Source organism: Streptomyces parvus, assembly GCF_032121415.1.
Lineage (GTDB): Bacteria > Actinomycetota > Actinomycetes > Streptomycetales > Streptomycetaceae > Streptomyces > Streptomyces globisporus_A.
The window spans coordinates 2,984,326-3,010,274 of the sequence record NZ_CP135079.1 but is presented as its reverse complement, the minus strand read 5'-3'; the positions used below and the strand labels follow the sequence as shown (position 1 = coordinate 3,010,274).

The 25,949-nt window shown below is 72.6% G+C and carries 27 protein-coding genes; 18 read left to right on the top strand and 9 right to left on the bottom strand.

All coding sequences use genetic code 11. From position 1 onward, the window contains the following. Nucleotides 1–70 precede the first annotated feature (70 nt). Genes RNL97_RS14370 through RNL97_RS14360 form a run of 3 tightly spaced genes read right to left on the bottom strand, consistent with a single transcriptional unit; the run spans nt 71 to nt 3,232 of the window. Nucleotides 71–544 carry a nuclear transport factor 2 family protein gene (locus RNL97_RS14370; RefSeq protein ID WP_030581770.1) on the bottom strand — a complete coding sequence of 158 codons (474 nt, stop codon included), beginning with the start codon at nt 542–544 and terminating at the stop codon, nt 71–73. Continuing rightward, entirely contained in the window at nt 541–1,401 is an 861-nt protein-coding gene (gene folP / locus RNL97_RS14365; RefSeq protein WP_436850576.1) for a dihydropteroate synthase, read from the bottom strand. Before folP ends, RNL97_RS14370 begins: the two co-directional genes overlap by 4 nt. 40 nt (nt 1,402–1,441) lie before the next feature. Next, complete coding sequence (locus tag RNL97_RS14360) at nt 1,442–3,232, bottom strand: phosphatidylglycerol lysyltransferase domain-containing protein (protein ID WP_398866651.1); 1,791 nt, start codon at nt 3,230–3,232, stop codon at nt 1,442–1,444. Between the two features lie 239 nt (nt 3,233–3,471). Here RNL97_RS14360 and RNL97_RS14355 point away from each other — a divergent pair, with 239 nt between their 5' ends. Then, nucleotides 3,472–4,602 carry an alpha/beta hydrolase gene (locus tag RNL97_RS14355; protein ID WP_313750765.1) on the top strand — a complete coding sequence of 377 codons (1,131 nt, stop codon included), beginning with the start codon at nt 3,472–3,474 and terminating at the stop codon, nt 4,600–4,602. Between the two features lie 20 nt (nt 4,603–4,622). On the opposite strand, the gene RNL97_RS14350 is transcribed toward RNL97_RS14355, so the two are convergent. Further along, a complete protein-coding gene (locus tag RNL97_RS14350) occupies nt 4,623–5,789 on the bottom strand; it encodes an ABC transporter ATP-binding protein (protein WP_030581761.1) in 1,167 nt (388 codons plus the stop codon). 151 nt (nt 5,790–5,940) lie between these two features. On the opposite strand from RNL97_RS14350, the gene RNL97_RS14345 reads away from it, so the two are divergent. From RNL97_RS14345 to RNL97_RS14330, 4 genes are all read left to right on the top strand, one after another. Next, nucleotides 5,941–6,681 carry an ABC transporter permease gene (locus tag RNL97_RS14345; protein ID WP_030581759.1) on the top strand — a complete coding sequence of 247 codons (741 nt, stop codon included), beginning with the start codon at nt 5,941–5,943 and terminating at the stop codon, nt 6,679–6,681. A 3-nt stretch (nt 6,682–6,684) separates the two neighbouring features. After that, entirely contained in the window at nt 6,685–7,359 is a 675-nt protein-coding gene (locus RNL97_RS14340) for an ABC transporter permease (protein WP_030581758.1), read from the top strand. A 55-nt stretch (nt 7,360–7,414) separates the two neighbouring features. Then, nucleotides 7,415–8,389: an ABC transporter substrate-binding protein gene (locus RNL97_RS14335; RefSeq protein WP_030581756.1), complete on the top strand. Its 975-nt coding sequence runs from the start codon at nt 7,415–7,417 to the stop codon at nt 8,387–8,389. A gap of 121 nt (nt 8,390–8,510) precedes the next feature. After that, on the top strand, nt 8,511–9,647 hold the full coding sequence (locus RNL97_RS14330; protein WP_243314279.1) for a hypothetical protein: 1,137 nt from the start codon (nt 8,511–8,513) through the stop codon (nt 9,645–9,647). A 15-nt stretch (nt 9,648–9,662) separates the two neighbouring features. Here RNL97_RS14330 and RNL97_RS14325 read toward each other — a convergent pair whose 3' ends face one another. Then, nucleotides 9,663–10,805 (bottom strand): NADH-quinone oxidoreductase subunit D, encoded by a 1,143-nt coding sequence (locus tag RNL97_RS14325; protein ID WP_030581751.1) that lies wholly within the window; start codon nt 10,803–10,805, stop codon nt 9,663–9,665. 38 nt (nt 10,806–10,843) lie between these two features. Further along, entirely contained in the window at nt 10,844–11,857 is a 1,014-nt protein-coding gene (locus RNL97_RS14320) for an SAM-dependent methyltransferase (protein WP_243314278.1), read from the bottom strand. Nucleotides 11,858–11,953: 96 nt separating this feature from the next. Here RNL97_RS14320 and RNL97_RS14315 point away from each other — a divergent pair, with 96 nt between their 5' ends. After that, nucleotides 11,954–13,156 (top strand): sensor histidine kinase, encoded by a 1,203-nt coding sequence (locus tag RNL97_RS14315; protein ID WP_030581745.1) that lies wholly within the window; start codon nt 11,954–11,956, stop codon nt 13,154–13,156. A 55-nt stretch (nt 13,157–13,211) separates the two neighbouring features. Continuing rightward, the gene (locus RNL97_RS14310; RefSeq protein WP_030581743.1) at nt 13,212–13,892 is read left to right on the top strand and encodes a response regulator transcription factor; all 681 of its coding nucleotides are present in this window, start codon (nt 13,212–13,214) and stop codon (nt 13,890–13,892) included. A gap of 23 nt (nt 13,893–13,915) precedes the next feature. Here the strand turns inward: RNL97_RS14310 and RNL97_RS14305 are convergent, their stop codons facing one another. Next, complete coding sequence (locus tag RNL97_RS14305; RefSeq protein WP_313751626.1) at nt 13,916–15,028, bottom strand: DUF5937 family protein; 1,113 nt, start codon at nt 15,026–15,028, stop codon at nt 13,916–13,918. 103 nt (nt 15,029–15,131) lie between these two features. Here RNL97_RS14305 and RNL97_RS14300 point away from each other — a divergent pair, with 103 nt between their 5' ends. Next, a complete protein-coding gene (locus RNL97_RS14300) occupies nt 15,132–15,317 on the top strand; it encodes a hypothetical protein (RefSeq protein WP_030581737.1) in 186 nt (61 codons plus the stop codon). A gap of 107 nt (nt 15,318–15,424) precedes the next feature. Here RNL97_RS14300 and RNL97_RS14295 read toward each other — a convergent pair whose 3' ends face one another. Next, nucleotides 15,425–16,588, bottom strand: coding sequence for a threonine aldolase family protein (locus RNL97_RS14295; protein WP_313750764.1), 1,164 nt, complete (start codon nt 16,586–16,588; stop codon nt 15,425–15,427). 168 nt (nt 16,589–16,756) lie between these two features. Between RNL97_RS14295 and RNL97_RS14290 the strand changes: the two genes are divergently transcribed. The 10 genes from RNL97_RS14290 (at nt 16,757) to RNL97_RS14245 (ending at nt 25,102) form a co-directional block, all read left to right on the top strand. Continuing rightward, nucleotides 16,757–17,707 carry a Rossmann-like and DUF2520 domain-containing protein gene (locus tag RNL97_RS14290; protein ID WP_030581731.1) on the top strand — a complete coding sequence of 317 codons (951 nt, stop codon included), beginning with the start codon at nt 16,757–16,759 and terminating at the stop codon, nt 17,705–17,707. After that, complete coding sequence (gene panC, locus RNL97_RS14285) at nt 17,704–18,723, top strand: pantoate--beta-alanine ligase (protein ID WP_030581729.1); 1,020 nt, start codon at nt 17,704–17,706, stop codon at nt 18,721–18,723. Before RNL97_RS14290 ends, panC begins: the two co-directional genes overlap by 4 nt. Further along, nucleotides 18,720–20,411 (top strand): L-aspartate oxidase, encoded by a 1,692-nt coding sequence (locus RNL97_RS14280; RefSeq protein WP_313750763.1) that lies wholly within the window; start codon nt 18,720–18,722, stop codon nt 20,409–20,411. Before panC ends, RNL97_RS14280 begins: the two co-directional genes overlap by 4 nt. Before the next feature lie 151 nt (nt 20,412–20,562). After that, nucleotides 20,563–21,630, top strand: coding sequence for a carboxylating nicotinate-nucleotide diphosphorylase (gene nadC, locus RNL97_RS14275; RefSeq protein WP_032765424.1), 1,068 nt, complete (start codon nt 20,563–20,565; stop codon nt 21,628–21,630). Continuing rightward, nucleotides 21,630–22,427, top strand: a complete 798-nt coding sequence (locus tag RNL97_RS14270) for a type III pantothenate kinase (RefSeq protein ID WP_030581719.1) — start codon at nt 21,630–21,632, stop codon at nt 22,425–22,427. The genes nadC and RNL97_RS14270 overlap by 1 nt, the downstream gene beginning before the upstream one ends. Before the next feature lie 159 nt (nt 22,428–22,586). Next, nucleotides 22,587–23,171, top strand: coding sequence for a hypothetical protein (locus RNL97_RS14265; RefSeq protein WP_243316323.1), 585 nt, complete (start codon nt 22,587–22,589; stop codon nt 23,169–23,171). An 81-nt stretch (nt 23,172–23,252) separates the two neighbouring features. After that, complete coding sequence (locus RNL97_RS14260; RefSeq protein ID WP_030581713.1) at nt 23,253–23,432, top strand: hypothetical protein; 180 nt, start codon at nt 23,253–23,255, stop codon at nt 23,430–23,432. A gap of 131 nt (nt 23,433–23,563) precedes the next feature. Then, nucleotides 23,564–24,043, top strand: a complete 480-nt coding sequence (locus tag RNL97_RS14255; RefSeq protein WP_078652009.1) for a BlaI/MecI/CopY family transcriptional regulator — start codon at nt 23,564–23,566, stop codon at nt 24,041–24,043. Nucleotides 24,044–24,052: 9 nt separating this feature from the next. Continuing rightward, nucleotides 24,053–24,622: an amino-acid N-acetyltransferase gene (locus tag RNL97_RS14250; protein WP_030581707.1), complete on the top strand. Its 570-nt coding sequence runs from the start codon at nt 24,053–24,055 to the stop codon at nt 24,620–24,622. A 144-nt stretch (nt 24,623–24,766) separates the two neighbouring features. Then, on the top strand, nt 24,767–25,102 hold the full coding sequence (locus tag RNL97_RS14245) for a histone-like nucleoid-structuring protein Lsr2 (RefSeq protein ID WP_006125504.1): 336 nt from the start codon (nt 24,767–24,769) through the stop codon (nt 25,100–25,102). On the opposite strand, the gene RNL97_RS14240 is transcribed toward RNL97_RS14245, so the two are convergent. Further along, nucleotides 25,081–25,695, bottom strand: coding sequence for an SCO3374 family protein (locus tag RNL97_RS14240; RefSeq protein ID WP_030581704.1), 615 nt, complete (start codon nt 25,693–25,695; stop codon nt 25,081–25,083). The two genes, RNL97_RS14245 and RNL97_RS14240, sit on opposite strands and share 22 nt — an antisense overlap. Nucleotides 25,696–25,949 lie beyond the last annotated feature (254 nt).

Sequence of the window (25,949 nt, the reverse complement as noted above, 5' to 3'; positions counted from 1 at the left end):
CGCCCCTACCCCTTGGAGATCGGTTCGAATCCCTATCGGTCCCGTACCCACTCGGGAGGGTGTTTCCTCCTCAGGAGGGAGCTTCCTCGTCGTCGTCCTCGTCGGACTCCGTGAGGACCGGCGACCCGTGGTGGGACCAGAGCTTCCAGCCGTCGGGGGTGCGCCGGAACACGTTCGTCGCGACGACCAGCTGGCCCACCAGCGGGCCCAGCGCGTTGCCCTCCTCGGCCGGGCCGCCGCTGAGGATGTTCTCGGTGCAGGTGACCAGCGCGGTGTCGCCGGTCATCGCGATGTTGACGTCGGTCAGGAAGAACTGGATGTACTCGGTGTTCGCCATGATCAGGGCGTAGCTGCGCAGCACCTCGCCCCGCCCCGTGAGCACCGGCCAGCCGGGGTGGACGCAGGAGACGGTGAGGTCCTCGCCGGGCAGCCAGCTGCCGGAGAGTGCTTCGTGGTCGCCGCGTTCCAGCGCTTCGTAGAAGGCGGTGTTGGCCGCCTCGACCTCCGCGATGTCGGCGGCGGCCCGTGCGTGCTCCTCGTTCACGCGGCTCCCTCGACCGCGCGGGCGACGCGGACCGCGTCGGCGGTGGCGCGCACCTCGTGGACCCGGACCGCCCAGGCGCCGGCCTGCGCGGACAGGGCGGAGACGGCGGCGGTGGCCGCGTCGCGTTCGCGTGCGGGCGGCGGGGCCGAGCCCGGACCGGCCAGGACGTGGCCGAGGAAGCGTTTGCGGGAGGCGGCCACCAGCAGGGGGCGGCCCAGGGCGTGCAGCTCGGCCAGGTGCGCGACGAGCGCCAGGTCGTGGGCGGCGTCCTTCGCGAAGCCGAGGCCGGGGTCGATCACGACGCGGTCCGGGGCGACCCCGCCCGCGATCACCGCGTCCATCCGCTGCCGCAGCTCGTCGAGGACCTCGGCGACGACGTCCTCGTACACCGCGCGGCTGTTCATCGACTCGCTGAAGCCGCGCCAGTGCATCACGACGAACGGGACCTCGGCGGCGGCGACGGCCGGGATCATGTCCGGGTCGGCGAGGCCGCCGCTGACGTCGTTGACCAGGGCGGCCCCGGCGGCGACGGCCTGCTCGGCGACGCGGGCGCGCATGGTGTCCACGGAGACGGTGACGCCCTCGGAGGCCAGGCCCCGCACGACCGGGATCACCCGGCGCAACTCCTCGGCCTCGTCCACCCGGCTGGCGCCGGGGCGGGTCGACTCGCCGCCCACGTCGATCAGGTCCGCGCCCTCGGACACCAGGTGCAGGCCGTGCTTGACCGCGGCCGTGGTGTCGAACCAGCGGCCCCCGTCGGAGAAGGAGTCGGGCGTCACGTTGACGACCCCCATGACCGCGCAGCGGTCCCACTCCGGCAGCCCTCGGACCGTGCCCCGCGTGCGTGTCGTACTCATACGACCAGACTAGGACCTGCCGTGGCCGCCGTACGACGCCTCACGCCGCGCTCACCTCGCGCTCCGGGCGCGTACGCACGGTGTGACCGCACGGGCGGGGCGTGCGGGGCCGGAACGGGCGGGGCAGCGAGAGGTTCACGAAGCCCTCCGCCCGCATCGCCGCGATCCCGATGCGGGGCAGGTCCCGGCTGGTGCGGAACACCACGAAGCGGGGCTCCCAGCGGGGCTTGAACTTGGCGTTGAACTTGTACAGCGACTCGATCTGGAACCAGCGCGAGAGGAAGATCAGCAGCCCGCGCCAGCAGCGCAGCACCGGTCCCGCGCCGAGCCGCTCGCCGCGGGCCAGCGCCGAGCGGAACATCGCGAAGTTCAGCGAGACCCGCTCGACACCGAGGTTCCCGGCGGCCTGGAGGGAGGCGACGATCAGGAGCTCGTTCATGCCGGGGTCGGCCGATCGGTCGCGGCGCATCAGCTCCAGGGACATCCCGTCGCGCCCCCACGGTACGAAGTGGAGGACGGCCTTCAGGTCCCCGTGCGGGGAGTCCTCCGTACCGGATCCGGGCAGGTGGGCGGTGGCGATCACGCAGTCGCCGTCGGCCGGGTCGCCGATCCGGCCCAGCGCCATGGAGAAGCCACGTTCGGTGTCGGTGCCGCGCCAGTCGGCGGCGGCGCGGCGGATCCGGTCCAGCTCGGCGTCGCCGATGTCACGGGCCCGCCGGACCCGGGTCTCGTAACCGCCCCGTTCGATGCGCTTGACCATCTGCCGCACGTTCCGCATGGCCCGTCCGGCGAGGGAGAAATCCGCCACGTCGACCACCGCCTCGTCGCCCAGCTCCAGGGCGGTGAGCCCGGTCTCGCGGGTCCAGACCTGGCCGCCGGTCTCGCTGCAGCCCATCACGGCGGGGGTCCAGGAGTGCGCCTGCGCCTCGTCCATGAAGCGTTCGATCGCGCCCGGCCAGGCCTCCACGTCGCCGATGGGGTCGCCGCCGGCCAGCATCACCCCGGAGACGACCCGGTAGCAGACGGCCGCTTTGCCGCTGGGGGAGAAGACGACGCCCTTGTCGCGGCGGAGCGCGAAGTGGCCGAGCGAGTCCCGGCCGCCGTGCCGATCCAGCAGCTCCCGCAGCCGGCTCTCGTCGTCCTCGGTGAGGAGGGCCGCCGGGTGTTCGGGGCGGAAGGCGAGGTAGATGGTGGTGACGGCGGTCAGCAGGCCGAGCGCGCCCAGCGAGTAGGCCACGGTCCAGCTGGTCCTGCCCGCGTAGTCCACGGGGCCCTCGATGCCGAACAGGCCGTACAGCACGTGCTGGAGGCGGTCGGCGATGGAGGGGTCGCCGACGACCCGGCCGGGGTGGACGCTGACGATGATCAGCCCGAGCCCGAGCGAACCGGCGCCGAGCAGGACGAAGTTGGCGAGCGCGCGCCAGCGGCTGCGCGGGTCGGGCAGCGCCCGGAACTGGTCGCGGTGGCGTACCAGCAGCCAGCAGAGCGTCAGCGGGACGAGCACCCCGACGATCGAGTGGCGGTAGGCGAACTGGGCCACGGCCCCCACGGGGAGCAGGACCACCGCCGCCCGCCACGCCCGCCGCTTGTGCCGCTTCAGCCCGTGGGCGAGCAGGAGGAGCAGCATGCCCGCACTGAGCGAGAGGGCGGCGGCGAACGGGCCGAGCGCCCCGGGGAGCACCTCGGCGAGGGTGTGCATCCGGCTGTGCCGGAAGCGGGGGAAGACCCCGGCGGCGACGTCGATCAGCCCGACGACGGTGCAGGCGGTACCGACGAGGGCCGGTACGGATTCCGGACGCGGCCCGCGCAGCAACCGCCGTACGCCGCGCATCGCGTGCGTACGGCGCGGAACCGATACCGACTTATCCCCATCTAGCGTGACAGACATCGTTTCCCGTGGCTTCGCGAGAGATTCTCTTGGGTCCGTCCGCGGGCCGGGCCCTGCGGACGATGTGCGCCCTCTAGGACGTGGGCCGGTGGGCGCGGGTTCACCCACATTCCGGAAATTTCCCGCATCCCGCCGCCCGGCCCCCTGCCAAGGAATCAAGGAATCACGGAGAAGGCACGCTCATGGGTCTCACCAGCACCGCAGTTCTGGCGGTCGTGGCCGCGCTGGCCGTCGCGCTGTTCGCCGCCACGGTCCGGCTCTGGCCGCAGCTGGCCCGGCCCGGAGCGGCGGCGGTGTCGGGCCGGATCGGGCTGCTGCTGGCGACCCAGCTGACGCTGTTCGCCGCGCTGGGTCTCGCGGCCAACAACGCCTTCCTCTTCTACGGTTCCTGGGCCGACCTCTTCGGGCGGAAGCAGGAGCTGGGCGTCGTCACCGACCACGCGGACGGGGAGGCGGGCGCGGCCGGCTCCCGGCACATGACGCGCGTCGGCACCCAGCACCCGGACGTGCCGGGCGGGCGGGTGCCCTCGGTCGGCGGGCGGATCGACGAGGTGGTGATCTCGGGCCGTACGTCGGGCATCGAGTCCCCGGCGTACGTCTATCTGCCGCCGGAGTACTTCCAAAGCGCGCACGCCGGGCGGACGTTCCCGGCGGCCGTGGTCCTCACCGGCTACCCGGGCACGGCGGAGAACCTGCTGAAGGGGCTGCGCTACCCGCAGACCGCGCATGACCTGGTGACGGCGGGGAAGGCCCGGCCGATGATCCTGGTGATGCTGCGGCCGACGGTCGCGCCGCCCCGGGACACCGAGTGCGTGGACATCCCCGGGGGCCCGCAGACCGAGACGTTCTTCGCGAAGGACCTCCCGGAGGCGGTCACGGGGTCCTACCGGGCCGGGAAGGAGGCCCGTGACTGGGGCATCATCGGCAACTCCACCGGCGGTTACTGCGCGTTGAAGATCGGGCTGCACCACCCGGACCGGTACGCGGCGAGCGCCGGCCTCTCCGCGTACTACAAGGCGGCCGAGGACCCGACGACGGGCGACCTCTTCCACGGGAGGCAGGACCTGCGCGACCGCGCCGACCTGCTCTGGACCCTGGAGAACCGGCCGCCGTCCGGCGGTTCGTTCCTGGTGACGACGTCCCGGCAGGGCGAGGACAACATCGGGAGCACGATGAAGTTCATCGAGAGGGTGAAGGCGCCCGCGAGAGTGTCCTCCATCGTGCTCGACAGCGGCGGGCACAACTTCACGACCTGGCGGCGGGAGATCCCGCCGGCCCTCCAGTGGCTGAGCGCCCGGCTCGGCGAGCACTGAACCGGGTCGGCCCGTCTCGTCTAAGCGGTCGCCACCGTCTCCACCGCGACCTCCGCGCGCGGTACGTCCTGGGCGTCGGCGTCGATCGAGCGGCGCAGGGCCTCGTGCAGCCGGGCGGGGGTCAGCACACCGAGGAAGCGGCCCTCGCTCTCCTTGTCGATGACCGCGATCCAGCCCGCGTCGTGCTGGAGCATGGTGGCGAACGCCTGCTTGAGGGGCGCGCCGAGCGGAAGCCAGGCCTCCATCCGGCGGGCGTGTTCGCGGACGGTGCCCTTCGCGGTGGTGGTCGCGTCGGCGGGGATCCAGCCGTGGAGGTTGTCCCGGCCGTCCAGGACGACCGCCCAGCGCGCGCCCTCGGCCCGGAGCCGTTCGGTGGCCGTGGCCAGCGGGTCGTCGAGGTGGACGACCGGCGGCTGGTCGAGGTCGCTCTCCTCGATGGGCGTCACCGAGAGCCGCTTCAGCCCGCGGTCCGCGCCGACGAAGTCGGCCACGTACGGGGTCGCGGGGGCGCCGAGCACGGTGGCCGGGGAGTCGAACTGCTCGATGCGGCCCTGCCCGTAGACGGCGATGCGGTCGCCCAGGCGCACGGCCTCCTCGATGTCGTGCGTGACGAACAGCACAGTCTTGCGGACCTGGGCCTGGAGTTTCAGGAATTCGTTCTGGAGGCGTTCGCGGACGACCGGGTCGACCGCCCCGAAAGGCTCGTCCATCAGGAGGACGGGCGGATCGGCGGCCAGTGCGCGGGCCACGCCGACGCGTTGGCGCTGACCGCCGGAAAGCTGTTCCGGATAGCGGTCACCGTAAAGGGAAGGGTCGAGTCCGACGAGGTCGAGGAGTTCGGCGGCGCGTTCGCGTCCCTTTCCGCGCTTCCAGCCCAGCAGATGGGGAACGGTCGCGGTGTTCTCCAGCACCGTCTTGTGCGGGAAAAGGCCCACCTGCTGGATCACATAGCCGATGCGGCGGCGCAGTTGGACGGGGTCGATGGTGGATATGTCGTCCCCGCCGAGGGATATCACGCCCTCGGTCGGTTCGATCAGCCGGTTCACCATCTTCATGGTGGTCGTCTTGCCGCATCCGGAAGGTCCGACGAGCGTGACCAGTTCACCCTCGGCGACCTCGAAGGAAAGGTCGTCGACGGCGGTGGTGCCATCGGCGTACCGCTTGGTGACGTGCTCGAAACGGATCATGGTTCCCCATTGTGGAGGGCGATTCGTGAAGGGCATGTTGCCGGAATGCGACAGCCCGCCGCGATTGTCAGTGGTCGAGGATAGGCTCGCCAGTCATCAGTTCGATCCGGGGTGATCCGGGCAGACGAGGGAAAGCAGGAGGTGGGGGCGGATGGCCGAGCAGAGCTGCCTGGTGACGAACGACTGGATCTGCGGGGAGTATCTGCGCTCCCGCAGCCAGGAGTTGGCCGACGCGACCGTGCAGCACATCGGGATCACCGTGGTCTCGGTGCTGATCGGGCTCGCGGTGGCCTTTCCGCTGGCGTTGCTCGCCCGCCGGGGACCGCGCTTCGCAGGACCGGTGCTCGGGCTGACGACCGTGCTCTACACCGTGCCATCGCTGGCGATGTTCTCGCTGCTGCTGCCCCTGTTCGGGCTGTCGGCCGCGCTCGTGGTGACGGGGCTCGTGCTCTATTCGCTGACCATCCTCGTGCGCAACATCCTGGCCGGGCTGGCAGCGGTTCCGCAGGAGGCCAAGGACGCCGCTCGCGGCATGGGGTACGGGCCGGCCCGGCTGCTGTGGGAGGTGGAGCTCCCGCTGGCGCTGCCCGCGGTGATGGCGGGGCTGCGGATAGCCACCGTGTCGACGGTCGCGCTGACCACGGTCGGCTCGCTCGTCGGCAAAGGGGGCCTCGGAAATCTCATCGAGGACGCGCTGCCCAGCTTCTTCAAGGCCCAGGTGCTCGCCGCCTCGGTCCTGTGCGTGCTGCTCGCGGTGGTGGCGGACCTGCTGCTGCTCGGCCTCCAGCGGCTGCTGACGCCCTGGACGCGGATATCCGGGGCGGCCGCCCCGTCCGCCCCGGCGAAGACGGACGCGGGACCGCACGCCCCGGCGACAGTGAAGGCGGGCTGACCCGTGGGAGTCATCGGCGAGGCCTGGACCTGGCTCACCACCGGGGCCAACTGGTCGGGCGACGGCGGGGCCGCGCACCGGCTCGGCGAGCATCTGTACGTGAGCGGGGTCGCCCTCGCGGTGGCCTGCGCGATAGCCCTGCCGATCGCGCTGTATCTGGGGCACATCGGCAAGGGCGGCGCGCTCGCGGTGAACCTCTCCAACGTGGGGCGGGCCGTGCCGGTCTTCGCGGTGCTGGCCCTGTTCATGGTCACGTCCCTGCGCAACTCGGGGTACTGGCCCACGATCATCGCGCTGGTCCTGTTCGCGGTGCCGCCGCTGCTGACCAACGCCTATGTCGGCATGCGGGAGGTGGACCGGGCCGTGGTGGAGGCCGCGCGCGGCATGGGGATGTCGGGCGGGCAGCTCTTCGTCCGGGTCGAGCTGCCGCTCGCCTACCCGATGATCATGACCGGGCTGCGGTCCGCCGCCGTCCAGGTCGTGGCCACCGCGTCGATCGCCGCGATGGTCGGCCTCGGCGGTCTCGGCCGGATCATCACCGCCGGGTTCAACACCTACGACACCGCCCAGGTCTTCGCGGGCGCGGTCCTGGTCGCCGGTCTCGCACTGGTGGTGGAGGGCGTACTGGTGGGCCTCGACCGCCTGCTGTCCCCGCTGCGCCGCCGCAGGCCCGCGTGAACGCACAGCATCTCGTTTCTGATCACCTTTCTTCTGTTCGGACGGAGAACAACACATGAGCAGGACCTCGCGGATAGCCGGAGCGGTCATCGGCATGGTGGCGCTGGCCGGGTCGCTCGCGGCCTGCGGTGGCGACAGCCTGGAGCAGGAGGAGAGCGGCTCCGGCTCCTCGGCCGGCGGCGACGGCAAGAAGGGGACCCTGGTCGTCGGGTCGGCCTCCTTCACCGAGTCCAAGGTGCTCGCCGAGCTGTACGCGCAGATCCTCGGCGACGCCGGATACAGCACCTCGGTCACCACGGTGAAGAACCGTGAGCTGTACGAGCCCTCGCTGGAGAAGGGCGAGATCGACGTCGTACCGGAGTACGCCGCCACGATCGCCGAGTTCCTCAACGCCAAGGTCAACGGGGCAAAAGAGGCTCAGGAGAAGCCGGTGGCCTCCGGAGACGCGGACGCCACGGTCGCCGCGCTGAAGAAGCTGGCCGCCCCGCTGGGTCTCACGGTCCTCCCGCCCGGAAAGGCCGTGGACCAGAACGCCTTCGCGGTCTCGGAGGAATTCGCCGAGAAGAACAGCCTCAAGACCCTTTCCGATCTCGGGAAGTCGAAGCTGAAGGTGAAGATCGCGGCGGGCGACGAGTGCGAGGTGCGGCCGTTCTGCGCACCCGGTCTGAAGAAGACGTACGGCATCGACGTCACCGGGATCGACCCCAAGGGCGTCGGCACCCCGCAGTCCAAGCAGGCCGTCCGTGACGGCAAGGTCCAGCTGGTCCTGACGACCACCACGGACGCGGTGCTGGACGGGCTGGTGTTCCTGGAGGACGACAAGAAGCTCCAGAACGCGGACAACGTCCTTCCGGTCCTGAACACCAAGGACGCGGGCGACCCGGAGATCGCCGACACCCTCGGCAAGCTCACCGGCACCCTCACCACGGAAGATCTCGCCGAGCTGAACCGCAAGGTCGACGCCGAGCGCGCCAAGCCTGCCGATGTCGCCAAGGACTATCTGGAGTCGAAGAACCTGATCAAGAAGTAGGCACGCGATCTCGGCGAAAAGGGCGGGGCGGGGCGCCTTCGGGGAGCCGCGAGGTAACCGGCGGGGAACAGATTCCCGGGCGGCTCCCCAAGTGGCCCGCACACACGGTAAATTTCAGGCCATGCCACGTGGACGCCACCGCCATTCGCCGCCTCTCCACAGAATCCTGCCTCCCTCCGTGGTGGCGGGCGTGTCGGTCGTCGGCGCCGCGGGCGCCTGGCTGCTGGCCGAACCCCTGGCCCTGCGCGGCCTGGTGGCCGCTGTGGCGGCCGCCGCCGTCACCGGCGCGTATCTGATGCGCAGCTGGGACCGGGCCGCCGGGCTGCGGGTCGCCGAGCTGACCCGGGCCCGGGCCAGTGACGAATGGCGGGCCGAGGAGCGGATAGCCGAGCTGGAGCAGGATCTGGAGGAGTCGCGCGAGCTGCGCACCCGTCTGGAGACCAAGCTCCGCCGCAAGCGGGTGGAGCTCGCGGGGCTGCGCGGGGAGCACGCCGGACTGCTCCGCCGTTACGCCAACGCCGAGACCGAGCGGGCCAGTGCGCTGGAGGGCCGCAGGCAGCTCGCCATCGAGGCCGCGGCCCCCAAGGAGCTGCTGCCCGCGCGCTCGACGCCGACCCCCGAGGCGTACCGTCGCGCGGACGAGGCCCTGATGAACCTCACGCGCAACGCGGCGCTCCAGGAGACCCGCCGCACGGTGGAGGCGGTCCGGCAGCGCCAGCTCGCCGTCGCCGACCGGCACCGGGACGCGGAGGCGGAGAGCCCCAAGGGGAAGCACGCGGCGGCCACCGGGGCGGGCGAGCACCGGGACCACCAGCACGGCCGCCCCTCGACCTCCCCGCCCGCCCCGGCCACGGACACGCAGAACACCGCGAACACGCAGAACACCGCGAACACGCAGAACACCGCGAACACGCAGAACACCGCGAACACGCAGAACACCGCCCCGGCCTCCATAGCGCCGGTGCGGACGCCGCGCGCGATCGCGGCCGCCTCGGCCGTCGTCCCCTACGCCGCCCGCCGTCAGCTGGTCCCCCAGGGGAACTTCGACTTCTTCGGCACCCAGAACGCCCAGAAGGCGAACGCCGCGATCGAGTCCGTGCAGAACGAGGACCTCGCGGACGTCGTCGGCGAGGAGGCGCTCGCCGCCCACCGCACCGGGGCCGTGGACAACCGGGCCGTCGGCAAGGTCATCGACCTCACCGCGCACGACGAGACCGAGCAGATCGACGTGGCGCGACTGCGCGGCGCGGTCTCCTGAGGCAGGGGCCGCCCGCTACTTGTCGATGTCGCCGACGACGAAGAACAGCGAGCCCAGGATCGCCACCATGTCGGCGACCAGGGTGCCCGGCAGCAGCTCGGTCAGCGCCTGGATGTTGTTGAACGAGGCGGAGCGCAGCTTCAGCCGGTAGGGCGTCTTCTCGCCCTTGGACACCAGGTAGTAGCCGTTGACGCCGAGCGGGTTCTCCGTCCAGGCGTAGGTGTGGCCCTCGGGGGCCTTGAGCACCTTGGGCAGCCGCTGGTTGATCGGCCCGGGCTCCAGGTGGGCCATCCGGTCCAGGCAGGCGTCCGCCAGGTCCAGAGAGTTGAGGGTCTGCTCCAGCAGGCACTCGAAGCGGGCCAGGCAGTCGCCCTCGGTCCGGGTGACCACCTTCAGGGTGTCCTGGAGCTCCCCGTACGCCAGATAGGGCTCGTCGCGCCGCAGGTCGAAGCCGACGCCCGAGGCGCGGGCGATCGGCCCCGAGACCCCGTAGGCGTGCACCGCCGCGGCGGACAGCACGCCCACGTCGCGCGTACGGCCCCGGAAGATCTCGTTGCCGAGGACGAGGTTCTCGTACACGTCCATACGGGAGCGGACGGAGGCGACGGCGTCCCGGACCCGGCCGGTCCAGCCCGCCGGAATGTCCTCCTTCAGACCGCCGACCCGGTTGAACATGTAGTGCATCCGCCCGCCGGAGACCTCCTCCATCACCGCCTGGAGCTCCTCGCGCTCCCGGAAGGCGTGGAAGACGGGGGTGATGCCGCCGAGTTCGAGGGGGTAGGAGCCGAGGAACATCAGGTGGTTGAGGACCCGGTTCAGCTCGGCGAGCAGCGTCCGCGTCCACACGGCGCGCTCGGGGACCTCCATGCCGAGCATCCGCTCGACGGCCATCACGACGCCCAGCTCGTTCGAGAACGCGGACAGCCAGTCGTGGCGGTTGGCCAGCATGACGATCTGCCGGTAGTCACGGGCCTCGAAGAGCTTCTCCGCGCCCCGGTGCATGTAGCCGATGACCGGCTCCGCGTGCTGGACGCGTTCGCCGTCCAGCACGATCCGCAGCCGGAGGACCCCGTGCGTCGAGGGGTGCTGGGGACCGATGTTGAGCACCATGTCGGTGCTCTCCGCCGCTCCGCCGATGCCGATCGTCGTCTCCGTCATGCGGGACAGTATTCCCTGACCGGGTCCGGGGGCGGGCGTCACGGGGGCAGGGCCGGCAGCCCCACCCGGTGCAGCAGCCAGCCGAAGTCGCCGAGGCCGCCGCGCGCGGTCAGCTCCGCCGCCTCGCCCGCCGCCGCCAGCGCGCGCACGTAACCCGCCGGATCGGTGCCGGCCAGGCCCAGCGGCGGCCGGTCGCCGCCGACGCCGAGACGGCGCAGCGCCGCCCGCTGGTCGGTCAGCTCGGTGCTCGCCTCCGCCCTCGCCTCCGCGACCGCCGCCGCGCAGGCGTCCAGCGCCACATGCGCGGTCAGGTCGCAGGAGCCGTCCGGCACCGGGCGCACCTCGCGCCCGCCCCGGAAGCCGGTCAGCGTCCCGAAGGGCGGGCGGGCGCCCCGTACATGCGTGTAGTCCACCGCCACCGCGAGACCGGCGGTCAGGGAGCCCACGGCCCGGGCCCAGGCCGCGTCCCGGGGGCGGCCGATCTCCGCCCGCTCACCCGGCGCGGACAGCGGCCACCAGCGCTCCAGCCACGCGGCGTCCGCCCCGGTCACCGGGGCACCCAGGCGCTCCGCACCGTCCGAGGTCCGCACCCGGACGTACCGGGGAACACCCTCCGCGTCCGCCTCCGCCACCTCCACCGGAACGTTGTCCAGCCACTCGTTGGCGAACAGCAGCCCGGTGACCCCGGCCGGCGGCTCGGCGCACCACTCGATCCGGGGATCGAGACCCGGCGGCCGGGCGGCGACCTCGACGGCGTACGGGGTCACGTCCGGAGCCTCCGGCCGTGCGGCCAGCGCGGCCAGCACTCCGGTCAGCAGCTCACCGCGGCCCGCCCCCACATCGACCAGCGCGACCGTGCCGGTGTTCAGCTCCCGGGCGATTCCGGTCAACAGCCGGGCCACCGCCGTCGCGAAGAGGGGCGAGGCGTGCACCGAGGTACGGAAGTGGCCCGCGGGCCCCGCCGGGCTCCGCACCGGGCTGCGATAAAAGCCCTCATCCCCGTACAGAGCGGCCTGAGCCGCCTCCCGCCAACCGCGCCATTCGTCCGTCACGTAGGCAAGTCTCCACCTTGGGGAGTACGGTCCCAGGACCCGGATCGACCCTCCGGTTGACCCGGGCACCGATCACCTGTCCCTACGCTTAGTCACGTGCAGCGCCTCTACGACTTCATCCGCAGACACCCGACGGGCGTCGACGTCTTCTGGGCCGTCTTCCTCCTCGGGCTCTCCGGCATGTCGATGGTCTCGGGCATGTACGACGCCGGGCGCGAGGAGATCGTCGCGGTCCCGGTCGCGCTGGGGTTCTCCACCGTCGTGGCGCTGCGCCGCAAGGCCCCCGAGAAGATGCTGCTGCTCGCCATCCTGGTGGGCGTCGTCCAGCTGGTGTTCGACGTCCGGCCGGGCATCGGGAACTTCGCGATGCTGGTGATCACCTACACGGTGGCCACGGTCGGGGAGCGCTGGGCGTCCCGGCTCGCCCTGATCGGCAGTCTGAGCGCGGCGGCCCTCTCCCAGCTGCGGTGGGAGGCCGAGCCCGGCGGGTCCTGGGCCCAGGTGATCTTCGTGACGGTCATCATGACCGTGCCGTTCGTGCTGGCCTGGGTGCTCGGGGACTCGCTGCGGACCCGGCGCGCCTACTTCGACCAGCTGGAGGAGCGTGCCGCCCGCCTGGAGCGGGAACGCGAGGCGCAGTCCAAGGTCGCCGTCGCCGCCGAGCGGGCCCGGATCGCCCGGGAGCTGCACGACGTCGTCGCGCACAACGTGTCCGTGATGGTCGTCCAGGCCGACGGTGCCGCCTATGTCATGGACGCGGCCCCCGACCAGGCCAAGCAGGCCCTGGAGACCATCTCCAGCACCGGCCGCCAGGCGCTCGCCGAGATGCGGCGGCTGCTCGGGGTGCTGCGGACCGGTGACGCCCCGGAGAGCGGGGAGTACGTCCCCCAGCCCGACGTCGAACAGATCGAGGACCTGGTCGCGCAGGTGCGGCAGACCGGCCTGGAGGTCGACTTCAAGGTCGAGGGCACCCCGCGTCCGCTGCCCAGCGGTGTCGAGCTGACCGCGTACCGGGTCGTGCAGGAAGCCCTGACGAACACCCGCAAGCACGGCGGACCCGACGCCGCGGCCAGCGTCCGGCTGGTCTACTTCGACGACGGCCTCGGGCTGCTCATCGAGGACGACGGCCGGGGCGCGGCGCACGAGCTGTACGAGGACGGCGGCGCGGACGGCGCCGGGCACGGGATGATCGGGATGCGGGAGCGGGTCGGCATGGTCGGCGGCACCCTGGACGCGGGGCCCCGGCCCGGCGGCGGATTCCGGATCAGCGCCCTGCTGCCGCTGAAACCCCCGGGCTGACCGGCCTCACGACCACCCCGACCACGACTGACCCCCAGGACAGGACACGATCCTCATGACCACCGCCATCCGCGTGATGCTCGTCGACGACCAGGTGCTGCTGCGGACCGGTTTCCGGATGGTGCTCGCCGCCCAGCCCGACATGGAGGTCGTCGCCGAGGCCGGGGACGGGGCGGAGGCGATCGAGATGCTGCGGTCCACCGCCGTCGACGTGGTCCTGATGGACGTCCGCATGCCCCGCCTGGACGGCGTCGAGGCGACCCGCCGGATCTGCGCGCAGCAGGACCCGCCGAAGGTGCTCATCCTGACCACCTTCGACCTCGACGAGTACGCCTTCTCCGGGCTGAAGGCCGGGGCCAGCGGCTTCATGCTCAAGGACGTGCCGCCCGCCGAGCTGCTCGCCGCGATCCGTTCGGTGCACAGCGGCGACGCGGTCGTCGCCCCGTCCACCACCCGCCGGCTGCTCGACCGCTTCTCGCCGATGCTGCCCAGCGGTGAGAAGGAGCCGAAGAACAAGCACGTCGGCAAGCTCACCGAACGCGAACGGGAGGTCATGCTCCTGGTCGCCCAGGGCCTCTCCAACGGGGAGATCGCGGCCCGGCTGGTGCTCTCCGAGGCCACGGTCAAGACACACGTCGGCCGCATCCTCACCAAGCTGAACCTCCGCGACCGGGTCCAGGTCGTCGTCCTCGCCTACGAGACCGGCCTGGTCCGGGCCGGCGGCGGCGCGGGCTGAGGAGCCGGGGCGCGGGCCGGGGCTCAGCGCAGGACGCCCTCCAGGAAGTCGCTGCCGAGCCGGGCGACGACCGTCAGGTCCAGCTGGTGCAGGACATAGCGGCCCCGGCGGCGCGTGGTGACCAGGCCGGCTTTCTTGAGCACGGAGAGATGGCGGGAGACCTCGGGGGAGGTGATGCCGTTGGAGTCGGCCAGTTCGCCGGTGGTGTACGGGGAGCGGGCCAGGTTCCGGCAGAGCCGCATCCGCATCGGGTGGGCCAGCGCCTCCAGCCGCAGTTGCAGCAGTTCCACGGAGGCGGGCGCCGGCAGGTCGGGCAGATGGACCGGGTAGTGGATCACCGGCCGCCAGCCCGGGGCGTGCAGCACCATCAGGTGCGGCCAGCCGAAGCTCGTCGGGATGAGCGTCAGGCCCTCGCCGACCTCGGGGTCGGTGGCGGTGGTCCGGGCTTCGGAGAGCTTGTCCACGCTGATCCGGGTGCCGGTCGGGTCGAGCGTCACGGCGGGGGACACGGCCCCCACCGCGTCGGCGAGCCCCTTGCGCCGCAGCAGCTCCGTCTTGTGCCGGGCGTCGGCGGCCATCTGGACGGAGACCCGGCGCCAGGTGTCGGCGAAGAAGGCCTGGTCGCAGTCCTCGAAGAGGCGCCGGATCCAACCGCGTACGGAGGCGGGGTCGGCCAGCAGCCGTCGGGTGAAGTCCAGTTGCTGCGGACCGCGAGCCGCCGCCAGGTCCAGGGCGCGCCCCCGCATCCCCGCGTCCTTCAGCGGGGACGGCGCCCCGGCCTCGTAATGGCTGGCGCAGGTGAACTCCAGCGCCGCGCCGACGAAGCGCTCGTCGTCCAGCTTGTCCAGCAGGTCGAGGTCCTCGGCGAGACTAGCCCCGGTCTGCCCGTCGCCGCCCCGGACGCCGGCGAACGGCATGAACACATCGGAGAAGGTGTTCCGCCAGAGGAACTCCGCCTCCAGCATCCTGTCCGCGAGGTCGGGCTCCAGCGCCGCGGCGGTCGCGGTGGCCCAGCCGTGCAGCCCGGGATGGTGGCCGGGCTCGGAGAGCGCGTGCAGGGCGAGACCCAGCTCGGCGAGGGGGGAGGTCGAGAAGACGACGTGGCCGGCGGGCAGTCCCGCGATGTCTATGTGCACGCTCACCCCTCCATAGTGGGGGTACGGGCCCGGGCCGACGATCCGATTGACGGGGCGCGTCAATCAACGCGCGGGTCCGTCGCGAGCCGCGCAGGCTGAAGCCATGGACGCCATCCAGCAGCACATGCTCGACACCTACCGCGCGGCCCAGCTCTCGGAGCCCGCCCCGCCGCCCCCGGGCCGCCACGACCGCGAGGTCCTGCGCGACATGTACAGGCACTGGCTGACGCACCCTCCGACCCGCGGCCTCTCCAGCCCACCCGCCCCACCCAGCCCGTCCGGCGTTTGAGGACCCGGGGCCCCGGCATCTCCAGCCCGTCCGGTGCTTGAGGACGGAACCCGGAGGGCCGGGGCCCCGGCACTGAAGCGGCTCCCGCCTCCGGGCCGGCCCCGGCGCTACGCGAGCCCCCGCACGAGCCCCACGAACCCCGCCACCGCATCCCGCACATCCCCCGCCGACCACTCCAGCCCCGCACCCCCCACCGTCACCTCGGTGAACGAGGTCCCGGGCGGCAGCCCCGCCCCGCCCGTCCCCGCGAACCAGCGCCGGAAGAGGGCCACCCCCGTCTCCTCCGCCTGCCGTACCGACGCCTCGTCCAGCACCTCCGTCCCGTACGGCAGCCAGACCTGGAACTGGTGCGTGTGCGGCGGCTCCGGATGCACCCGGGACCACGGCACCCCCGCCGCCGCGAACCCCTCCGCCAGCGCCCCGGCCACCACCTTCGCGTGGGCCACGTACGACGGAAGGCGCGGCAGCTCCCGCTCCAGCCCCAGCAGGGCGGACAGCGCCGCCGGGAACTGCTGGAAGAGCTGACCCCCGTACCGGTGGCGCCACACCCGCGCCTCCTCCACCAGCGTCGAAGGCCCCGCCAGCACCGCCCCCGACAGCCCGTCCAGCGACTTGTAGAAGGACACGTACACGCTGTCCGCCAGCCCCGCGATCTCCGCCAGCTCCCGCCCGAAGTGCGGACCGCACTCCCACAGCCGCGCCCCGTCGAAGTGGACGACCGCGTCCCGCTCCCGGGCCGCATCCACCACCGCCGTCAGCTCCTCCCAGGACGGCAGGACGAACCCGGCGTCCCGCAACGGCAGCTCCAGCATCAGCGTGCCGAACGGCTCGGGAAACTCCCGGACCTCCTCGGGGTCCGGCAGCCTCGGCTCCGACGTCGGATGCACCGTGCGCAGCCCGCTCACCACCCCCAGCGCCCCGCCCTCGTGCACCTCCGGGTGGGACAGCGGATGCAGCGCCACCGTCGCGTTGCCCGTACGCCCCGCCCAGCACCGCAGCGCGACCTGCTGGGCCATCGTCCCGGTCGGGAAGAACGCCGCCGCCTCCATCCCCAGCAGCCGTGCCGTCCGCCGTTCCAGATCGGCGACGACCCCGCCGCCGTACACATCGGTCCAGTCGTTCGGATCGTGTACGGACGGGGCGTCGGCGGCCAGCGCCGCCAGCCGTTCGCCCAGCGAGCCGTCCGCGCCCACCCGGGCCAGCACCCGCCGCGCACCCCGCCAAGCGGTCAGCCTGCGCCGCCGCTGCTCCTGCTCATCCATGGTCGCCATGGGACGATCATCACCCGGACCTCCGGCGGCGCGCCCGCGGTATTCCGTCCCGCCCGGAAAGTTATCCACAGGCTGTGGGCGGGGGCGGGGCTTCCCCGAAACGCTGGCGTAGCATGCAGAGAAGTCGTCCGGTACCCCCCGCGGACTGGAACGGAAGGCCATCGCCGCGTGAACGCATCAGTTTCGAAGGAACCCCTCGACGCGAGGGACCGCCCCGCCCGTCTCACGGTCGGCGTCGTCGGCGCGGGCCGGGTCGGACCCGCCCTCGCCGCCTCGCTCCAGCTCGCCGGGCACCGCCCGGTCGCCGTGTCCGGCGTCTCCGACGCCTCCCGCCGCCGCGCGGCGGCGCTGCTCCCCGACGTGCCCCTGGTGGAGCCCGCCGAGGTGCTGGCCCGCGCCGAGCTGGTGCTCCTGACCGTCCCCGACGATGTGCTGCCCACGCTGGTCGAGGGCCTCGTCGAGACCGGCGCCGTACGGCCGGGCCAGCTCCTCGTCCACACCTCCGGGCGGTACGGGACACGCGTGCTGGACCCCGCGCTGCGGGCCGGGGCGCTGCCGCTCGCGCTGCACCCCGCGATGACGTTCACCGGCACCGCCGTGGACGTCCAGCGGCTCGCCGGTTGCTCCTTCGGCGTCACCGCCCCCGACGAGCTGCGGCTCGCGGCCGAGGCCCTGGTCATCGAGATGGGCGGCGAGCCCGAGTGGATCGCCGAGGAGGCGCGTCCGCTCTACCACGCGGCCCTCGCCCTCGGTGCGAACCACCTGGTCACCCTGGTCGCCCAGTCGATGGAGCTGCTGGCCAGGGCCGGGGTCGCCGCCCCCGACCGGATGCTCGGCCCGCTGCTCGGCGCCGCCCTGGACAACGCCCTGCGCTCCGGCGACGCCGCGCTGACCGGCCCGGTCGCCCGCGGGGACGCGGGCACGGTCGCCGCCCACATCGGTGAGCTGCGCGCCCACGCCCCGCAGGCGGTGGCCGGATATGTCGCGATGGCCCGCGCCACGGCCGACCGGGCGCTCGCCCACGGCCTGCTCAAGGCCGAGCTGGCCGAGGACCTCCTCGTCGTCCTGGCCGACCAGGAGCGCCGCCCCGGCGGCCCCGGACCGGGGGAGACCCGATGACCCGCACGATGCGGCCGGCCCTCCTTCGCACGGCCGCCGAGCTGGACGCGCTGCCCCGCCCCGCCGGGGCCGAGCGGGCCGTCGTCATGACGATGGGCGCGCTGCACGAGGGCCACGCCACCCTGATCCGCGCGGCCCGCGAAGCGGCCGGACCGGACGGGCAGGTCGTGGTCACCGTCTTCGTGAACCCGCTCCAGTTCGGCGAGGCCGCCGACCTGGAGCGCTATCCGCGCACCCTGGACGCAGACCTGGAGACCGCCGCGGCGGCGGGCGCCGACGCGGTCTTCGCCCCCGGCGTCGACGAGGTCTACCCGGGGGGCGAGCCCCAGGTCCGGATCACCGCGGGCCCGATGGGCGAGCGCCTCGAAGGAGCGTCCCGCCCCGGGCACTTCGACGGGATGCTCACCGTCGTCGCCAAGCTCCTCCACCTCACCCGCCCCGACGAGGCGTTCTACGGGCAGAAGGACGCCCAGCAGCTCGCCCTGATCCGCCGTATGGTCCGGGACCTGAATTTCGGCGTCCGGATCACCGGCGTCCCCACCGTCCGGGACGCGGACGGCCTCGCGCTCTCCAGCCGCAACCGCTTCCTCTCCCCGCCCGAGCGGCACACCGCCCTCGCCCTGCCCCGCGCCCTGTTCGCGGCCCGGGACCGGCTCGCCGCCCAGCAGGCCCTGCACGAGCGGGCCAGGGCCACCGCGCCCGGCGGCGACCGGGCCGCCGGGCTCAACAGGCTCGGCGAGGCCCGGGCCGCCGCCGACGCCCAGGCCGTGGCGCTGGTCCGGCCGGGCGGGGCGCCCGCCGCCGTCCGCGCCGCCGCCCGGACCATCCTGGACGAGGCCGCCGCCCGGAACAGCGTTCCGCTCGTCCTGGACTACCTGGCCCTGGTGGACCCGGCGGACTTCACCGAGATCCCGGACGACCGCGAGAGCGGGGAGGCGATCCTCGCCGTCGCGGCCCGGGTCGGGAACACCCGCCTCATCGACAACATCCCCCTCACCTTCGGAGCCCTGACGTGACCGGAATACGGCTGACCGCCCCCGCCCCCGGCTGGTCCATCGACGCGGACGTCGTGGTGGTCGGCTCCGGCGTCGCCGGGCTCACCGCAGCCCTGCGCTGCGCCGACGCCGGCCTGGACACCGTCGTCGTCACCAAGGCCCGCCTGGACGACGGCTCGACCCGCTGGGCCCAGGGCGGCATCGCGGCGGCGCTCGGCGAGGGCGACACCCCCGAGCAGCACCTCGACGACACCCTCGTCGCGGGCGCGGGCCTCTGCGACGAGGAGGCCGTCCGCACCCTGGTCACCGAGGGCCCCGACGCCGTACGCCGGCTGATCACCACCGGCGCCCACTTCGACACCACCGACAGCGGCGACATCGCACTCACCCGCGAGGGCGGCCACCACCGCCGCCGCATCGCCCACGCGGGCGGCGACGCGACCGGCGCGGAGATCTCCCGCGCCCTGGTCGAGGCGGTCCGCGAGGCCGCCCTCCACACCATCGAGAACGCGCTCGTCCTGGACCTGCTCACGGACGCCGAAGGCCGTACGGCGGGCGTCTCGCTGCACGTCATGGGCGAGGGGCAGCACGACGGCGTCGGCGCGGTCCGGGCCCCCTCCGTGGTCCTCGCCACCGGCGGCATGGGCCAGGTCTTCTCCGCCACCACCAACCCCCCCGTCTCCACCGGCGACGGGGTCGCGCTCGCCCTGCGGGCCGGGGCTGAGGTCTCCGACCTGGAGTTCGTCCAGTTCCACCCCACGGTTCTCTTCCTCGGTGCGGACTCCGAGGGCCAGCAGCCGCTGGTCTCCGAAGCCGTACGGGGCGAGGGCGCGCATCTCGTCGACGCCGACGGCGTCCGCTTCATGCTCGGACAGCACGAGCTGGCCGAGCTGGCCCCGCGCGACATCGTCGCCAAGGGCATCACGCGCCGGATGCACGAGACGGGCGCCGAGCACATGTATCTGGACGCCCGGCACTTCGGGGCGGCCATGTGGGAGCAGCGTTTCCCCACCATCCTGGCCGCCTGCCGGTCCCACGGCATCGACCCGGTGACCGAGCCGATCCCGGTCGCCCCGGCCGCGCACTACGCCTCCGGCGGCGTCCGCACCGACCTGCGGGGCCGCACCACCGTCCCCGGCCTGTACGCCTGCGGCGAGGTCGCCTGCACCGGAGTGCACGGGGCCAACCGGCTCGCGTCCAACTCCCTGCTGGAGGGCCTGGTCTTCGCCGAGCGCATCGCCGCCGACATCGCCGAGGCCCGCCCGCCCCGCACCGAACCGGTGGAGGCCTCCCGTGACGCGGACGACCTCGTCCCGCTGCTGTCCCCCGAGGCCCGTACGGCGGTCCAGCGCACGATGACCCGGGGCGCCGGAGTCCTGCGCTCCGCCGGTTCCCTGGGCGCCGCGGCCGAGGGGCTGGAGGCCCTGCACCGCGAGGCCGCCGCCGCCGCGGAGGCGGACGGAGCCAAGGCGGTCGTCCCGGGGGTCGACGCCTGGGAGGTCACCAACCTGCTCCTGGTCTCCCGGGTCCTGGTGGCCGCCGCCAGGGAACGCGAGGAGACCCGAGGCTGCCACTGGCGGGAGGACCGGCCCGACCGCGACGACGCCCACGGCCGCCGCCACCTGGTCGTCCGCATCGGACCGGACCGCACCCCGGTCGTCCACCGCACGGAGACCGCCGCATTCCCGCCCGTACGCCCGTCGGATTGAGCAGACTGCTGGAAGCAGCCGCTCCGCCGCACCCGCGGAGCAGCACAGGCACCACACCCGGCACCGCACGCAACAACACACGCACCACCGGCACCACCCGAAGCACCAGTCGCACCCGCACCACCCGCCACGCCCCCGAGGAGCCGACACCGTGAGCACGCCCGAAGAGAATCCGCGCCCCACTCCCGTGGACGTACCGCTGATCAGCGTCGGCGCGCCCGCAGCGTCCGCACCGGCGGAAGGCGGCTGCGGCGACGGCTGCGGCTGTGGCGACGGCTTCGACCCCGACGCCCTGGAGTGCGGCCTCGACCCCGCGCTCGCCCTGCTGCTGGCCGAGGCGGGGCTCGACCCGGTCCAGGTCGAGGACGTCGCGCATGTGGCGATCGAGGAGGACCTCGACGGCGGGGTGGACGTCACGACCGTGGCGACCGTCCCCGAGGACGCCGTGATCACCGGTGACTTCACCGCCCGGGAGGCCGGCGTGGTCGCCGGGCTCCGGGTCGCCGAGGCGGTCCTGTCGATCGTCTGCACCGAGGAGTTCGAGGTCGAGCGGCACGTCGAGGACGGCGACCGGATCGTCCCCGGCCAGAAGCTGCTGACCGTCACCACCCGCACCCGCGACCTGCTGACCGGCGAGCGCAGCGCGCTGAACCTGCTCTGCCGCCTCTCCGGCATCGCGACCGCCACCCGTGCCTGGGCGGACGCGCTGGAGGGCTCCAAGGCCAAGGTCCGCGACACCCGCAAGACGACGGCGGGCCTGCGCGCGCTGGAGAAGTACGCGGTGCGCTGCGGTGGCGGCGTCAACCACCGGATGTCGCTCTCCGACGCGGCCCTGGTCAAGGACAACCACGTGATCGCCGCGGGAGGCGTCGCGGAGGCGTTCAAGCGCGTGCGCGCCGAGTTCCCCGAGCTGCCCATCGAGGTCGAGGTCGACACGATGGAGCAGGTCCGCGAGGTGCTGGACGCGGGCGTCGACCTGATCCTGCTGGACAACTTCACCCCGGCCGAGACCGCCGAGGCGGTCGCCCTGGTCGACGGCCGGGCGATCCTGGAGTCGTCGGGGCGCCTCACCCTCGAATCGGCCCGCGCCTACGCCGACGCGGGCGTCGACTATCTCGCGGTCGGCGCGCTCACCCACTCCTCGCCGATCCTCGACATCGGCCTGGACTTCCGCGACGCGGACGCGTCCCCCTCCGCCGGGGACGGGGCCGACGTCTGATGCTGCTCACCATCGACGTCGGCAACACGCACACGGTCCTCGGCCTCTTCGACGGCGAGGAGATCGTCGAGCACTGGCGGATCTCCACCGACGCCCGCCGCACCGCGGACGAGCTGGCCGTCCTGCTCCAGGGCCTGATGGGCATGCACCCGCTGCTCGGCATGGAGCTGGGCGACGGCATCGAGGGCATCGCGATCTGCGCCACCGTCCCCTCGGTCCTGCACGAGCTGCGCGAGGTCACCCGCCGCTACTACGGCGACGTCCCCGCCGTGCTGGTCGAGCCCGGGGTCAAGACGGGCGTGCCGATCCTGATGGACAACCCCAAGGAGGTCGGCGCGGACCGCATCATCAACGCGGTCGCCGCCGTCGAGCTGTACGGGGGCCCGGCGATCGTCGTGGACTTCGGCACCGCCACCACCTTCGACGCGGTCTCCCCGCGCGGCGAGTACGCGGGCGGGGTGATCGCCCCCGGCATCGAGATCTCGGTCGAGGCGCTCGGCGTCCGGGGCGCCCAGCTCCGCAAGATCGAGCTGGCCCGGCCGCGCAGCGTGATCGGCAAGAACACCGTCGAGGCCATGCAGTCCGGCATCATCTACGGCTTCGCGGGCCAGGTCGACGGGGTGGTGGCCCGGATGAAGAAGGAGCTGGCCGCCGACCCGGACGACGTCACCGTCATCGCGACGGGCGGCCTTGCTCCGATGGTGTTGGGGGAGTCCTCGGCCATCGACGAGCACGAGCCGTGGCTGACGCTCATCGGGCTGCGCCTGGTCTACGAGCGGAACGTGTCCCGCGCCTAGGGGGGCCGCACAAGACCCCGGCGTACCTGCGGGAACGGCCGGGGCCGCGGCCGTCGGACCGTTCTGCCACGCCGCGCCACCGACGACCAGTTAAACGGATTTTGTCCATTTAGCACGTATTGTCGCGTTATGCCCACGCCCTACGGTTCACGAGGCGGCATGGCGTTCAGCGCGGACGAGCTGCGGGTGCTCCGACGTGCCCTCGCCATCGCCCTCCACCCCATGCCCCTGTCCGACGAGGACGTCCAGGACTGCCTGCGGCTCGCGGGCTCCGTGGACGAGGCGGTCGGCGAGGCGGGTCGGCTGCGAGCGTTCCTCCTCGCCGACCTCGCCCGCTACCGCAGCGCCCTCCCCGGCTCCGCCGCCGGCTATCTGGAGCTGCTCCAGGACGCCCTGGCGGCCGGCTACGACCCCCGCCCGGACGATCTGGCCGCCCTGCGGGCCCTGCGCGGCGGACCGCTCGCGGCGGCCCTCCTGGAGCGCTGCCAGGTGCTCGCCGAGCGCTCCGTGCGCGCCCGGCTCGCCGGCCGCTCCGCCGGCGCCGCGGCCCCCGGCCCCCGCAGCCGACTGCTCGCCCTGCCCGGCGGCCGCGCGGCCTCCCGGGAGCCGGAACGGCCCAGCACCCCGGCCGCGCCCGGCAAGCCGCAGAAGCCCGGCGACCGCCCCATGCCCAAGCCCTCCGAGGTCTTCCCGCCGCGCCGACGGCCCGCACCGCCCCCGTCCGAGGAGCGGGCGGCCGGCTGACCCTCCGGTGCTCCCCGACGCGGCGGCCTCCACCGGGAGGTCGCCGCGTCCGGCCGTTCCGGGCTCGCTACTCTGGACGGCATGGACTACGTATCCGCGCTTGTGCCCCCCGTGGTGATGGCCGTCTTCTTCGTCTCCCTGATCGTGATCATCGTCAAGAGCCAGGGCGGTCCGAACAAGTCCAAGGAGGACGACGCGGTGGACGCGGCGATCGCCCGCGCGGAATCCGCAAAGCAGACCGCTCGTCCGGAGAATGTCTGACCGCGGGAGCGGCGACCCCCGCCCCGCGTCTTCCCGGCGCGCGACCCCGAGTGCGCGACTCGTCGAGAGCCGTGCGCTTTTTGCTGCGTAAAGAGCCGACCATTCGGGACATCTGGCACTAAAGTGATCGCGTGCCCCGTCAATTGGGAGACCTCGAAGACGCCGTGATGACGCGCGTCTGGCAATGGAACCGACCGGTCACGGTGCGGGAAGTCCTTGAGGACCTCCAGCGGGAACGGTCCATCGCGTACACGACCGTGATGACGGTAATGGACAATCTCCATCAGAAGGGCTGGGTCCGCAGGGAAGTCGACGGCCGCGCCTATCGATATACGGCCGTCTCCACCAGGGCCGCCTACTCGGCCGCACTGATGAACGAAGCCTGGTCACAGAGCGACAACCCCGCCGCAGCGCTTGTCGCGTTCTTCGGGATGATGTCCGCCGAGCAGCGCGAAGCACTGCAGGACGCCGTTCGTATGGTTTCCCCCAATCTCACGGGAACCGCCCCCGGTCCGACCGAAACCACCCCGGGCAGCCCCGCGGAACCGACCGCCGGCGCCGCCGGAGATGACGCCCCGACCGATGACGCGACCCCGGAGAGCGGGCGATAGCGTCGGGGCATGTCCTCAGAGCAGCCGCAAAGCGATCCCGATACCGAACTCCATACCGACCCGTCGGTAAATAAGCCCGCCATCTCCGTCCGGCGGGCCAGGACGAGTGATGTCGGGGCGGTACGACGACTCCTCGACGGGTACGTGTCCGGGGGCATCCTGCTCGACAAAGCGACCGTCACCCTTTACGAGGACATCCAGGAGTTCTGGGTCGCGGAACGCGACGAGGACGCGACCGTCATCGGCTGCGGCGCACTTCATGTCATGTGGGAAGACCTGGCAGAAGTGCGGACGCTTGCCGTCGACCCCCGCCTGAAGGGTGCGGGAGTCGGGCATCACGTGCTGGAGAAGCTCTTGCAGACCGCGCGATGGCTCGGTGTCCGCAGGGTTTTCTGTCTCACCTTCGAAGTGGACTTCTTCGCCAAGCACGGCTTCGTCGAGATCGGAGAGACGCCCGTCGACACCGATGTCTACAGCGAGCTGCTGCGTTCCTACGACGAGGGTGTCGCGGAGTTCCTCGGTCTCGAACGAGTGAAGCCGAACACCTTGGGCAACAGCCGGATGCTTCTGCACCTGTGATCTGCAGAAGGACCTGCCTCCCTATGTCCGAATCGCGCATGTTTCCCGTCTTCCCGGGCTGCTGAACCTCTCCCGAGGGTTTGTGTTTTCCCGGGAAAAGCGGTTTCCTTTCCGCGTACTCCATTTTCGATGAAAGGAAATCCCGTGGCACAGAAGGTTCAGGTCCTTCTTGTCGATGACCTCGACGGTGTCGAGGCTGACGAGACCGTCACGTTCGCCCTCGACGGCAAGACGTACGAGATCGACCTCACCACGGCCAACGCGGACAAGCTTCGCGGCCTTCTCGAGCCCTACACCAAGGGTGGACGTCGCACCGGTGGCCGTGCCGCCACGGGCCGCGGCAAGGGCCGCGCCGCCGCCGGCGGTAACAAGGACACCGCGGAAATCCGCCGGTGGGCCCGGGAGAACGGCCACAATGTGAATGACCGCGGCCGTGTTCCCGCCGAGATCCGTGAGGCTTACGAGAAGGCCAACGGCTGATCTGCCGAACCCCTTGTCAGCACCCCTGTCGGCACGCCGGAACGGGCGTGTGACAACCGGACCCGATGGCATTCCGTCGCCGCCGCGTCCACCAGGCGTACGAGATCGGGGGCACCCCCACCGCTGCTCCCGAAGCCTGCGAGGGCCGGCAGCGCCGGCCCGGGCGCGTGCCTCGGCTCTGGGGGCCGCAGCCAGACAGCGGCCCCCGTCGAGCCCCCCGCGGAGCCCGGGAGGGGCGGGGCGACGACCCGGCCCTCCGCGCCCACGGCGGTCAGGTCCGGCGCGAGGGGGCGCCACTCCAGCCAGTCGAGCAGCCCCGGCAGCTCATCGGCGCCGCCCGCGGCGACCAGCAGCCCCATCCGCGTACCGGACAGCAGCACCGGGCCGGTACGCACACCGCGCCGCAGCACGGCGTGGCCGGCCTCGGCGGGCAGCTCCAGCACATCGAAGGACTCTCCGGTGAGCAGGTGCAGCGGATTCCGCCCCGCGGTGGCCCAGCCCAGCTCCCGCGCGTACCGCCGGGCGAGTGCGGCGTCGGCGGGACCCGGAGCGGCATCGGGCGACGAGCGGGGCTGCGGGACGGCAGGGGTCATGTCCGATGAACCGCCGAATCACCTCCGGAGTTACGCACCGTCCGCGCTGCGTCACGGCGTGTCCTGGCCGAGGGGGCGCTCGGGAGCATGCAGCAGCGCAAGGATGTTCGCCCGTAGCGGAGGGAACCGGGGCGCGCCGCATGGACTGTCAGTGATTGCGGGTAAGACTTTCCTAGTGGGAAGGGGCGACACGCTGGCCGAGGCGTCTCACGTTCGCCATCGGCGTACTGGCGAAAGGGGTATCTGCCTGGCCT